Here is a 12338-nt window from a genome sequence, read left to right on the forward strand (position 1 = left end):
TTATCGTACTCTTTCAGGCAAGCCAATTTTTTTCTGTACCTTACGAAGTGTTTTCGTTGCGAAATAGTTGGCTTTATCGCTGTTTTCTTTTATAATTCCGTCTATATAGGCTTTATCCTTTGACAGTTCATCCATTCTCTGATGGATTGGCACCAATACACTGTTAACGGCTTCCCCTACTGCAAGTTTGAACTCTCCATAACCTTTGCCGTCAAATTCTCTTTCAACTTCTCCAGACGTTTTATTCGTAACTGAGGAATAGATATCAATAAGATTCTTGATTCCTGGTTTCTCATCGGTATAACGTATTTCATTGTCAGAATCGGTAACTGCTCTCTTAAACTTACGAATAACTGTATCCGGGTCGTCCATAAGATAAATGGTAGCATTAACATTCTCATCGGATTTGGACATTTTCTTATCCGGCTCCTGAAGGCTCATGATTTTGGCACCTACTTTACCGATATAAGGCTCAGGAATGGTAAATACCTCTCCGTATACCCCATTGAAACGTTCAGCAATATCTCTTGTTATTTCAAGATGCTGTTTCTGGTCTGCACCTACAGGTACAACATCTGTCTGGAACAACAGGATATCTGCTGCCATAAGAACAGGATAAGTAAAGAGGCCGGCATTAATATTGTCGGCGTGTTTTGCTGACTTATCTTTAAACTGTGTCATACGGTTTAATTCTCCCATATAAGTAAAGCAGTTTAAGATCCAGCTTAGCTCTGCATGACCGGACACATGTGACTGATAGTAAATACAGTTCTTAACGGGATCCAGACCGGCAGCAATATAAAGGCTTAGAAGCGTTCTCGCTCTCTTACGAAGCTCTGCCGGGTCCTGTCTTACTGTTAAGGAATGCAAATCAACCACACAGTTAAAACACTGGTAACTATCATCATTGTTCAAATCAATCCAATTCTTTAGAGCTCCCATATAATTTCCCAGGGTAATATTCCCCGTTGCCTGCATTCCGCTAAATAGTACTTTCTTTCCGTCTAACATTAATATTTACCTCCGCTTACTTTTCATTCTCTAAAAATTTCTTACTGCTATAGAACAAGAGTCCGACTTTCCTGACTCATGCGCTGAAACCCTGTCATCATAGCACAACATTTCCTTATGTGTGCATGTGCTCTTCACCCGGCAGTCCTTTTTACGTAATAGGCGCTATTTCTATTACCAGGTGCTACTCCTATTACCAGGTGCTACTCCTATTACCAGGATGTTATTTCTTTTACAAAAAAAGACCTCTGTCACAGAATACTACTCTCGTAATATCACTGGGACAAAAGTCATGTTCACTTCTGCGGTACCACCCGGTTTGGCGCACTAGCGCCCGCTCAATCCATATACAAAAATATATGCTTCATTGATAACGGCTGAAGACCCCGTCGGGCATTACTTGGAATCGTTCCTTTCCTCCCGAGCCTATAAGTCCATTCATACAGATTCTGCTGCTGTCTTCCACCCTGCGACAGCTCTCTGATAACAGATGCTTCTGCTTACTACTCTTAATCATCGGCTTTTCTTTTTCTGTATTCAGTATACTCCATGGAGCAAACGAAAGTCAATATTAAATATTATTCAACAGCTCAGCAAAACTATCGATAGCTTTGTCGTAGCCCTTTACGTCACCGAAACCATATCTGGCATAGATAAACGGTATCCCCGCTTTCTGTGCAGCTGCATAATCTCCCTCAGTATCACCTAAATATACCGGTGACTGCAAGTTATTTCTCTCGATTACAAGCCTTATGTTGTCAGCTTTTAATTTACCGCTTCTGCCTGGATATTCGAAATCCTCAAAGATATCCCACAGTTTATGAGCATTCAGAAAACACTGGATATATCCCTCCTCACAATTGCTTACGATAAAGAGCTTATAGCTCTTCTTAAGCTCTTTTAAGGTACTGATTAATCCAGGGTACAATATACCTCCGTCCTTCTCAAGGTAAGGACATTGTTTGATAACGCTCTCTCTCATAATAGCAAGGGCTGTCTCTGTCTTGGCACCAGGAAGCAGCTTGACTGCTATTTCTTCTAAAGGCCGTCCATATAGAGCTTTTAAATTATCAGCTGTTATAACATCCTTAACCTCACCATATTTTGCAGCTTCAGCCTGCCATACTACTGCTGCTCCGTCTGTTGCATCCCATAGTGTTCCATCTAAATCAAATATTATACTGTCCGCCATAATGCTCTCCTTCAAACTGTTACTGCCTCTCTAGTGAGAAAGGCCTTTCTTGTGTAGTAAAATGCGTTGGATTTCAAATCATTTTATTTAAGCAATATCACAAGCAGGCTTATGACATGCATGAGGTTGTTCTTATGCTTTTATTATATCTGATAAATCCTTTGTAGTATACTACTTTTCGTAAAGAAAATTTTTTACTTTTAACTGCATCCTATCTATGTTATAATAAGTCAAAATTTATTAACTGAAGGAGAGAGTATTATGGAGCAAATTGCAAGCTTTACCATAGACCACCTAAGGTTGCTGCCGGGTATTTACGTATCAAGAAAAGACAAAGCAGGTGACACGGCCCTTACCACATTTGACATACGTATGACCAGACCCAATTATGAGCCGGTTATGAATACTGCTGAGATCCATACCATCGAGCATCTGGGTGCAACATTTTTAAGAAATCATCCTGAATATAAGGATAATACGATTTATTTTGGACCTATGGGCTGTCGTACAGGCTTCTACCTGATACTGGCAGGGGATTATACTTCGAAAGATGTTGTCCCTTTGATTACAGAAATGTATACTTTCATACGGGATTTTACCGGTGAGGTTCCCGGAGCCGCTGCATTTAACTGCGGTAACTACCTTGATATGAACTTGAATATGGCAAAATATCTTGCCGATAAATTTGTAAAAGAAATACTAGATGGAATAGATGAGGATCATCTAAACTATCCCCATTAATGAGGACGGGGTTTTTATTACCCCTCCTTTTTTTTATTATGAACTTTCGTTAATTAACTCATTAAATTCTATACTTCTTACAGCCATGATAAAATTCAGAGTGAATTATAAAATGCTTCTATTTATAACGACTCACACACCGGAGGTAACAACTTGCTAAAGACAATCAAAAGTAAACTAATTTTTCTTATTATAGGTATTCTCATAATGCTTATAATCCTCAGTGCCTATTTTATATATGTGATGAATTCAATGAATGACAAATCTCTTATAATGAATGAAGAGCTGCTACCCGGGATTATCATCTCCGAAGATCTCAATACCATGACCTCTAACTACAGGATTCAGGAATATAATCATATCCTTAATGACGTACTATCCTCAAAACTCGAAGTGGAAAAAGATTTAAATGCAAGAAAAGATCAGATCAATGAGAAATTAGAAGAATATAAAAAGTATATCAGAACTTCCAATTATGAAATACTATACAATCAGATAATAACAAGCTGGCAAAGCTATATAGCCCTCCATGATAAAGCCATAAGCTATAGCAGAAATCAGGATACTGCTTCTGCCTTGGAACTTATGAATAATGATTCAAAAACAGCCTTTGACACAATCTCCGCTCTTTTGTCAAAGTTAGTTGATTATAATAAAACTGCTGCCACAAAAGAAACGAAATCCAGTAATGATTTATACCAAAGCGCAGCAAGAAACAGTATAATCGTAATTCTCGCACTATCCGTCATTAGCCTTGTGATGGTTTTCTTCATTATCCGGTCAATTCTTAAACCTCTGAATATCTTAAAAAGAGAATTAAATACTCTTGCCGAGCAAGGTGGAGATTTGACCCAGACAATACATATTAAAACCAAAGATGAAATCAACCAGCTGGCCATCAGCATAAATAAATTCATCGGGAATATCAGGGGAATCATTGAGAATGTCAGTCACTATTCTGCCGGTACCGATAATCTGGTAGCCGAGGTTCAGACAAATATGTTATCCTTAAGCAGTACCATTGAAGATATCTCAGCAACTACGGAGGAATTGTCAGCCGGAATGGAGGAAACAGCTGCCTCCAGTGAAGAAATGACCAGCTCTGCTATGGAAATAGAAAATACCGTTCATGCTATAGCCTCCAAAACTGCTGAAGGCGCTGAGAAAGTAAATGAAATCAGCCGCCGGGCAGCTGATGTAAAGTCCCGAATCAGACTCTCACAGGAGGAAACCTATAACCTGTTAGAAGAGGTCAATGGCAAACTAAGACTTTCCATCGAGGAATCCAAGATTGTACAGCAGATCAATGTATTATCAGAGTCTATTATGCAGATTACAAATCAGACCAACCTCCTGGCATTAAATGCCGCCATCGAAGCTGCCAGGGCCGGGGAAGCCGGGAAAGGCTTTTCCGTGGTTGCCGAGGAGATACGAAAGCTGGCGGAGGAATCCAAAAATGCGGTAGAAGAAATACAAGGTATTACAGATAAGGTGACCCTGTCCGTTGATAATCTGGCAGTGAACTCCAAGTCTCTACTGACCTTTATGGATACAAATGTACGCAATGATTATACTTCCTTTCTGGATATTATGGAGAAGTACAGTGAAGATGCTTCTTTTGTTGATACTTTAGTTAAGAATTTCTACCAGGCTGCCAGTAACCTTTCAGAAAACGTAAGCCATATGCTCGAAACCATTGACGGTGTATCCGCAGCCGCCAGTGAAGGTGCCGAGGGCACTGCTGAAATAGCTAACAAGGTAACCGATATAAATAGTATGTCTGCTGAAGTTCTGAATAAAGTAAATGATTCCAGAAACAACATGCAAAGATTACAGCAGGAAATCTCTAAGTTTACCACCTAGAGTCTGCTTAAAACACTTATGCCGCACTGGGCGTTCCATAGCTTTTTGTTACCTCTTTTTTGTTCTCTGCTTGTCTTAAATAGCATCCCCTGTGGTTATATTTTTCCTGTATTTGAATATAGTATAATGATAAATAAGAAATGGAGAAGCTATGGAAGGTTACGGTATGACTAATTCTTTTAACAACGAGGATGCTGATAAGGTTAACAATCCAAATACAGCAGGCAGTGCATCATCTCCTGAAAATAATACCATTAACTCTGTTGGGAATTACAATACCGGAAATCATGGTAGCGGATATCCATACGGATATTTTAACGGAGCTGTAAACCCTGCTGCATCCGGTTTTAAGAATACATCCGCTTATAATAATAACTCCGCCGGTAATAATGCATCAGATGATATTTCTGCTGACGATGGTGCATATGACAGTAATAATGCTTATAACAATGGCTTTGATTTTACATATCAGGATAATCCTGAAAGCACAGAAAGCAGTTCACAAGCCGGGGCTGCTGACTTTGATTCTACTGCTTCTAATGAACCCCACGAATCTGGTTCTGAAGAACTGCCGCCTAACGAAAATAATTTAAAGCATATGTTAGATATCATGAAGGCTGCATTTCCGCATCTTGATAATGAAACACAGGAATCCGCAAGTCTGATTATACAGACCACTGAGCTAATGGACACCCTGCAGTCAGTCAGAAGCAAAGACCGTGTTTCTGCATTTAGCTTTCAAAGGCAGAACATTGATATTGTTGCATTATTGAACAGCATCCGAAAGGTATGTTATGCAAGAGAGAGACAGATTATTGACAGTATTCTGAACTTTATGAATATGAAAAATATGTTTGAAACCTACTCTGCTCTTTCCAGTATGATGGCTTCCCAGGCTGAGACTACAGAGAACAATACTGAAAATAATACTAACAACACTGAATCAAACAATGGTTTCGGTTCAGGTTTAAATCCTAATATGATGGAGCTTCTTAGTACAATGCTGTCACCGGAGCAAAAGAGTACCTTTGATAACTTAAGTATGATGTTTAATATGATGCAGGAAAATTAATTTTATGGAGGAATAAGTGTGAATAATTTAAATTGGATGAATCACCCGGCAATGAAAAACATTGATCCCAGAAAACTGGCTATACTAGTTGATCTTTCCAAAGAAGCTGAGGGCAAATCCCAGGATAAGGTTGTTCCTCTGCTGGTAAAAGCTAATACCCAGCTAAAGGCAATGAATTTAACGTTTACCAAAGAAGAGAATGACCTGTTAGTGGATATACTGACACAAGACATGTCCCCTGCCGATAAGCAAAAAGTAGAAATGATTAAAAAAATGTCTAAAAACTTCCGCTAAGCTTGTAAAAGCCTGAAGAAGCAAGGAATCTAGCCCTTGCTTCTTCAGGCTTTTTATTTATTCATCTATGCTGTTGCTATCAGATCTTTTACCATTATGCTCTGGCCGCTATCGCTTGCCAGGGAGCTATATCCATGCTTATCATATAATGCAACTGCTCCCTTATTGTGAAGAAAAACATTCAATACTATCTTCTCTATCCCTTTATTTTTCGCATAATCCTCCAGAAAATTCATTATCTTATCGCCATAACCCTTTCTGCGGTACTTATTATAAACTTCCAGATCATAAATATAAACAACTTGATAACCTGAGATTTCTCTTTGTCCATACCATACAAAACCAACTTCCATACTTTGATCAATCATTACTTCCATATGATAATCTTCACGAATCCTTCCCTCTGGCAGAAGGTGGTCAATATTGTCCTTAGCAATTGTATAGGCCTCTTCTTTGGTCATGCAGCCCGTTGCAAACATCTCTTCTGCATATTGCTCCGGTATGGCTTTTTTGTATTTCTTTAATTCTTCACTTGTAATTGCTCTTGTGCCTGTTATTTCACTCATAAAATAACCCCTCCTGTTCAGGAATCCATAATTCATTTTCACACTATACCAGTTTTTACCAGTAAAGTCAATTGCAATGGGTTCCTCTTTCAAGAGGGGTTATTCATATTATTTAGTTTGTGACGGAGCTAAGTGAAGCTGCTGCCGTCAGATAATAATAACAGGTAACAGAAATCTCCCTGCCCTCCGGCAAATCCATGCTGTAAGTTATTTCATAAGTCTTATCATCGATATAGGTAATGCCTACCATTAACTGATCTGTGCACTCCGTGCCGTCTTCCCTGTAAGCTTTTACATTAGAAAGCGAAGAGATATCCTCCATCGTGGTATTTGCTGGTAAATCATATCTGTTAGCAGCACCTTCTATACGTACACCTTCAAAATAAGTATACTGAACAGTCTCTTTCGTAACATTACCATATTTATCGGCTACTTCATAATTTACAAAGTATGCATAGTCTTCAATTGGCTGGACTGTAATCTTGATATCCTTATTTGTAAGGGCTGTATAATTATCAGCTACTGAGACACCTTCTTTTGCCAGCTTAAGAATCTCTTTATCACCTGCCGCAAGCTGTTCTTTTGTAATTGTACGATGATTGACACCTGTTAATACCGGCGCTTCATTATCTACAAAGACAGTAGCAACAGCTTTGGCCGTTTTTTTGTTTTCTGCCTTTACACTGTAAGCAAGTTTATAGGAGCCATCATCTGCTTTGGTAATTGTTACTTTTATATCCTTGGCAGGAAGCTTCTTAACGGAAAGAAATGCTGATACTCCTTTTAATGCATAAGCTCTGTTAATAACGGTATCCGTACCTTCAATTTTGTCGGCAATGCCTTTGATTACAGGGGCATCTTTGCTCTGTTTCACTGTAATGGTCGCAGTTTTTGTTGTTTCTTTTCCCAGCAGATCTTTTATCGTATAGCTGACTTTATACTTTCCGGCTGTATAGGTGTCAATCTTTCCAACAGCCTTAATATCCTCTGTTATATCTGTCCCTGTAGTGGAAACAGCCTTAATTCCCTCATAAAGATCAACCTTGGAGCCCCATTCAACAGATTTACTCTTAACACCAGTGATAACCGGACCTTTCTTGTTATAAGGGTTGTTGACATTCGGATCTGTAGGGTCCCAGCCGGTACCGACAGGAAGTTTTGCAGCAACGGGTTTGCCTAAAGGTCCCGGATCCTTCCCATTATAAATCTCAACAGTAGTACCTATAGGACAATTATCATAGATCCATTTCGCATCCTCAACGGTTAAGCGTACGCAGCCATGAGAAGCTGTTGTACCCAGTTTGTTATACTGGGTTGCTGAAAGTGTAGATGCATCCATTTTGTAATACCAAACGGAATGGAATAAAATACCTCTTACGATTCTTGTTGAATACTGCCCCCAAACATCTCCCATAAGAAGTTTCCATCTGTACTTAACCGGAGTCTTAAAGACACCTAAAGGAGTATCAGCTCCTACCGAGCATACCATTGCTCGTACAGGTACCGTATATTTTCCATTTTCATCTTTTCCGTATACTGTAACAACATTCTGTTGTTTATTAACCTTTATATAGTACGGATAATCCACTTTCGCTTCCGCCCGTACTCCGTTTGTAAAAAGACCTATTAAAAGTGATGCAATGCTTAAGATAACAATCTTTCGTATTGTTTTCAATGAATATGTCATTAACTACCTCATTCCTCCATATGTCTCATACGCATCAATAAAAATAGATGCGAAAGATTAGCATAATTTTAAGCGGTTCTAACTCCTTTCCTTTAATCGACTGCCATTAATTGGCACAATCGGGTACTGCTAACATAAGCAAATTTTGTGTTAATCATATGGCAAAACTGTTTCAAATCTATTAAGACGAAAACTGGGATTGGTACAGGTTATAGTAGAATCCTTTTTCTGCAAGAAGCTCCTTATGATTTCCCTGTTCTACTATGTTACCGTTATTCAGTACAAGTATTGTATCAGCTTCTTTTATGGTAGATAAACGATGTGCAATTACGAAGCTTGTTCTTCCCTCCATCATCTTTAAGAAAGCTTCCTGAATCTTGATTTCGGTTCTGGTATCAATACTGCTGGTTGCTTCATCCAGAATCAGCATAGGAGGATCTATGATAAGTACTCTGGCTATCGTAAGCAGCTGTTTCTGACCCTGGGAAAGGTTTCTTCCATCCTCTTCAATTACCGTATCATAGCCTTCAGGCAGCCTCATTATAAATCCATGTGCTTTTACTGCTTTGGCAGCTTCTACAATTTCCTCCTGGGTTACATCCGTACGCCCATATGCTATATTTTCTGCAATGGTGCCACTGGTAAGCCAACTCTCCTGTAATACCATACCAATTGATTTTCGGAGATTATCCTTATCCATATGGCTGATGTCCTTACCGTCAATAAAGATCTTCCCGCTGTTTAATTCATAAAAACGCATTAAAAGATTGACCAGTGTGGTCTTACCGGAGCCTGTAGGTCCCACAATTGCAACCATGCTGCCCTTTTCCACCTTCAGATTAAAATTCTGGATTAAGGGAACTTCTTTCTTATAGGAGAAATACACATTGTTGAATTCCACATTCCCCTGGCAATCCTTTAATTCAACCACCGGTTCCTTTGCAGTAACCTCCTCTTCCTCATCCATAAGTGCAAAAATTCTGTCAGCAGAAGCAAAAGCAGCCTGTATCTGTGATGCCACTGCCGTAATTTCATTAATAGGTTTCGCAAATTGGTTTGAGTAAGTCAAGAAACTTGCAATATTACCCACAGACAGATTACCTGCAAGACTTAAGAGTCCACCCATTACGGTTACCATGACATAGGCAATATTATTTACAAGTCTTGTGGTAGGATTGGTTAAGGAAGAGTACCACTGAGCCTTCTGTCCGGCTTCATAAAGACTGCTGTTCATAGCTCCGAAGTTCTCCATGGCTTTGTTTTCATATCCAAAAGCAATAACCAGTTTCTGATTCTCTATGATTTCTTCTGCATATCCGTTAAGCTCCCCTGTCAGTCTGGACTGCCTGGCGAACATCTGCCTGGAATGCTTTGCAATAAAAGAGGCAATAAAGAAACATAAGGGTGTTACTATTATAATTGCCAGGGTAATTACCGGACTTATAATCATCATAAAGATAAAACTTCCGATGATTATTACCACAGAAGTCATAATCTGTGTTATTCCCTGAAATAAGCCGTCCGTAATGGCATCGATGTCATTGGTAAGCCTGCTGATTACATCTCCATGGGAATGTCTGTCGTAATAGTTGACAGGTAATCTGTTCAGCTTATAGAAGGCATCTTTACGCAAATCCCTCACAGTATTGTTCGCTGCTATATTACTGATTACAGACATCAGCCATTGGAAGAAACTGCTGATAACATATAAAATTACCAGAACCAGCAGTATATTACGCAGACCGCCAAAATCAACGGTTCCGGTTCCCATAATATTATCGATTGCCTTTCCCATTAGCAGCGGCGTAAATACCGCCATGGTATTGCCAAATAATGAGAAAAGAAACGCAACTACCAGAAGCTTCTTACTTTTACCGATATAGCCCCATAATCTTTTTATTGTTGTTTTCTTCAAATTAATAACCATGCCTTTCTCACAGCCGGTAAACTTTGAACCACAGGTGCAAAGTTCCTTGTGAAATGTTTTTTACTCATTAACCCCTGCCACTTCCTGTGAGCGGCAGATTTCCTGGTATACTTCACAGGTTCTCAACAGTTCCTCATGAGTTCCCAGTCCAACAGTTTCACCTTCATTGAGTACCAGTATGGAATCACAATTTCTCAGAGTGCTTGCTCGCTGGGATATTATGATTACCGTGGTATCTTTTGCTTTTTCCTTCAGAGCTTTTCGAAGAGCTGCATCAGTAGCATAATCCAATGCACTGAAACTGTCGTCCAATATCAGTATTTCCGGTTTCTTTACCAAGGCTCTGGCTATGGCAAGTCTCTGTCTCTGTCCGCCTGAGACATTTACTCCACCTCTTCTGATGGGTGTATCATACCCTTCCGGAAGCTTGTTAATAAATTCCTCTGCCTGGGCAATGGCAGCTGCCTTTTTAAGCTCTTCTAAAGGAGCATTCTCCTTACCCCAACGAAGGTTATCCGCGATAGTTCCAGTTATTAATACCGATTTTTGCGGCACCAGGCCGATGATTTCCCGCAATTTGTTAAGATTATAGTTCTTTACTTCTTTGCCGAAGACTTTTACGCTGCCCTTCTGATTATCATAGAATCTCGGTATAAGGTTGATCACCGTAGACTTACCGGAACCGGTACCTCCGATAACACCAAAGGATTCCCCTTTCATGATACGAAAGGATATATCTGCCAGAGCATAACTGCTTGTATCTTTTATATTATCCGAATTCTCTTTATATGCAAAAAACACAGAATTAAATTCTACTGCCGGTATACTTTCATCAACTACCAGCTCCTGGGTCTTTTCAGGATTTGTTATGCTGGTCTGAGTTCCAAGAACCTCATTTATTCTTCCTGCACTGGCATAGGCCTTTGTAAAGATTACAACCAGATTGGAGATAACAATCATTGCAGCTAATATCTGCGTCACATAACCTACAATTGCAATTACCTCACCGGTTTCCATTAGCCCATTATTTACCCTTACGGCTCCAGCCCATATGATAGCCACAATGGCAAAATTAAGTACAACACTTGTCAGAGGATTCAGCATGGCAGATATTTTTCCTACTTTAACGGCATTAACGGCATATTCATTGTTAATCCTGTCAAAGCGCTCTTTCTCCCTGTCCTTTCTGGCAAAAGCTCTGATAACCCTGACGCCGCTTAAATTCTCCCTTAATTTCAAAGATATCTCATCCAGTTTCTTCTGTACGTTTCCATATAAAGGTATGGATTTTTTCATGGTATAATACAGGATCAGTATGAACACCGGTATTACAATAAGTAAGATAAGCGATAAGCTCACATCCAGTACAAAGGACATTATAAGCCCGCCGATGCACAGAAAGGGTGCACGGATTACCAGCCTTATAAACATTGCCACTGCCAGCTGAATCTGGTTTACATCATTGGTTATACGGTTTACCAAAGAAGAGGTTCCGAATTTATCCTGTTCCTTTCCTGAGAGTGTTTCCATATGCTTAAATAATGCATTTCTTATATCAGTACCCATACCCTGGGACACTAAGGACGCACTGTACTGACAAATAAGAGCGCAAACTACTCCGACTATTGCAGTTATGAGCATGATCATGCCCATTTTCCATACATAAGCTTTATCTCCGTTTTTAAGACCCACATCAATAACCTTGGACATAAAAAAAGGAAGAAGCAGCTCTAAGATTGCTTCCATTAATTTAAAAGCAGGTCCTATTATGAGAAGCTTTTTGTACGGCCTGAAAAAATGTTTGATATTTCCCATATACTACCTCATTTCTTTGTTCTCGCTATGGTGTGTTTGAATGCCGCAAATTGGGACAATCAGAAAGATACAAGGAGTTACAACACACCTTAAGTTGGCATATACAGCATATTATGCAGGAACCATATTATCGTAGTTCTAATATTCTGCCAACTAATGATTGCTTTTAA

10 protein-coding genes and 1 other annotated feature are annotated in these 12338 nt (G+C 39.4%); of the genes, 4 read left to right on the top strand and 6 right to left on the bottom strand.

The genetic code is table 11. The features are described 5' to 3' along the window. Both trpS and BR73_RS0119915 read right to left on the bottom strand, forming a co-directional pair. Positions 1-1011 (bottom strand): tryptophan--tRNA ligase, encoded by a 1011-nt coding sequence (gene trpS / locus BR73_RS0119910; RefSeq protein WP_033167702.1) that lies wholly within the window; start codon positions 1009-1011, stop codon positions 1-3. Positions 1012-1287: 276 nt separating this feature from the next. Continuing rightward, positions 1288-1537 (bottom strand) — a binding site (T-box leader). Positions 1538-1582: 45 nt separating this feature from the next. Further along, on the bottom strand, positions 1583-2203 hold the full coding sequence (locus BR73_RS0119915; protein ID WP_033167703.1) for an HAD family hydrolase: 621 nt from the start codon (positions 2201-2203) through the stop codon (positions 1583-1585). A gap of 261 nt (positions 2204-2464) precedes the next feature. Between BR73_RS0119915 and BR73_RS0119920 the strand changes: the two genes are divergently transcribed. The 4 genes from BR73_RS0119920 (at position 2465) to BR73_RS0119935 (ending at position 6173) form a co-directional block, all read left to right on the top strand. Continuing rightward, positions 2465-2944: an S-ribosylhomocysteine lyase gene (locus BR73_RS0119920; protein WP_033167704.1), complete on the top strand. Its 480-nt coding sequence runs from the start codon at positions 2465-2467 to the stop codon at positions 2942-2944. 153 nt (positions 2945-3097) lie between these two features. Beyond that, positions 3098-4807: a methyl-accepting chemotaxis protein gene (locus tag BR73_RS0119925; protein WP_033167705.1), complete on the top strand. Its 1710-nt coding sequence runs from the start codon at positions 3098-3100 to the stop codon at positions 4805-4807. Between the two features lie 166 nt (positions 4808-4973). Further along, positions 4974-5879 carry a hypothetical protein gene (locus tag BR73_RS0119930; protein WP_156034859.1) on the top strand — a complete coding sequence of 302 codons (906 nt, stop codon included), beginning with the start codon at positions 4974-4976 and terminating at the stop codon, positions 5877-5879. Between the two features lie 18 nt (positions 5880-5897). After that, positions 5898-6173 (top strand): hypothetical protein, encoded by a 276-nt coding sequence (locus BR73_RS0119935; RefSeq protein WP_051685435.1) that lies wholly within the window; start codon positions 5898-5900, stop codon positions 6171-6173. 65 nt (positions 6174-6238) lie between these two features. Here the strand turns inward: BR73_RS0119935 and BR73_RS0119940 are convergent, their stop codons facing one another. The 4 genes from BR73_RS0119940 to BR73_RS0119955 all read right to left on the bottom strand — a co-directional run bounded on the left by BR73_RS0119940 (position 6239) and on the right by BR73_RS0119955 (position 12168). Beyond that, complete coding sequence (locus BR73_RS0119940) at positions 6239-6739, bottom strand: GNAT family N-acetyltransferase (protein ID WP_033167708.1); 501 nt, start codon at positions 6737-6739, stop codon at positions 6239-6241. Positions 6740-6851: 112 nt separating this feature from the next. Then, positions 6852-8426 (bottom strand): L,D-transpeptidase family protein, encoded by a 1575-nt coding sequence (locus BR73_RS27700; protein WP_051685436.1) that lies wholly within the window; start codon positions 8424-8426, stop codon positions 6852-6854. 181 nt (positions 8427-8607) lie between these two features. Then, complete coding sequence (locus BR73_RS0119950; protein WP_033168755.1) at positions 8608-10341, bottom strand: ABC transporter ATP-binding protein; 1734 nt, start codon at positions 10339-10341, stop codon at positions 8608-8610. 72 nt (positions 10342-10413) lie between these two features. Next, positions 10414-12168 carry an ABC transporter ATP-binding protein gene (locus tag BR73_RS0119955; RefSeq protein WP_033167709.1) on the bottom strand — a complete coding sequence of 585 codons (1755 nt, stop codon included), beginning with the start codon at positions 12166-12168 and terminating at the stop codon, positions 10414-10416. Positions 12169-12338 lie beyond the last annotated feature (170 nt).

This window comes from Clostridium sp. KNHs205, from assembly GCF_000702945.1.
GTDB lineage: Bacteria > Bacillota > Clostridia > Lachnospirales > Lachnospiraceae > Anaerocolumna.

What these genes read in the sequence shown, in the direction of transcription:
- trpS (WP_033167702.1), bottom strand. Translation starts at nt 1,011, where the DNA reads ATGTTAGACGGAAAGAAAGTACTATTTAGCGGAATGCAGGCAACGGGG.
- BR73_RS0119915 (WP_033167703.1), bottom strand. Translation starts at nt 2,203, where the DNA reads ATGGCGGACAGTATAATATTTGATTTAGATGGAACACTATGGGATGCA.
- BR73_RS0119920 (WP_033167704.1), top strand. Translation starts at nt 2,465, where the DNA reads ATGGAGCAAATTGCAAGCTTTACCATAGACCACCTAAGGTTGCTGCCG.
- BR73_RS0119930 (WP_156034859.1), top strand. Translation starts at nt 4,974, where the DNA reads ATGACTAATTCTTTTAACAACGAGGATGCTGATAAGGTTAACAATCCA.
- BR73_RS0119940 (WP_033167708.1), bottom strand. Translation starts at nt 6,739, where the DNA reads ATGAGTGAAATAACAGGCACAAGAGCAATTACAAGTGAAGAATTAAAG.
- BR73_RS27700 (WP_051685436.1), bottom strand. Translation starts at nt 8,426, where the DNA reads ATGACATATTCATTGAAAACAATACGAAAGATTGTTATCTTAAGCATT.
- BR73_RS0119955 (WP_033167709.1), bottom strand. Translation starts at nt 12,168, where the DNA reads ATGGGAAATATCAAACATTTTTTCAGGCCGTACAAAAAGCTTCTCATA.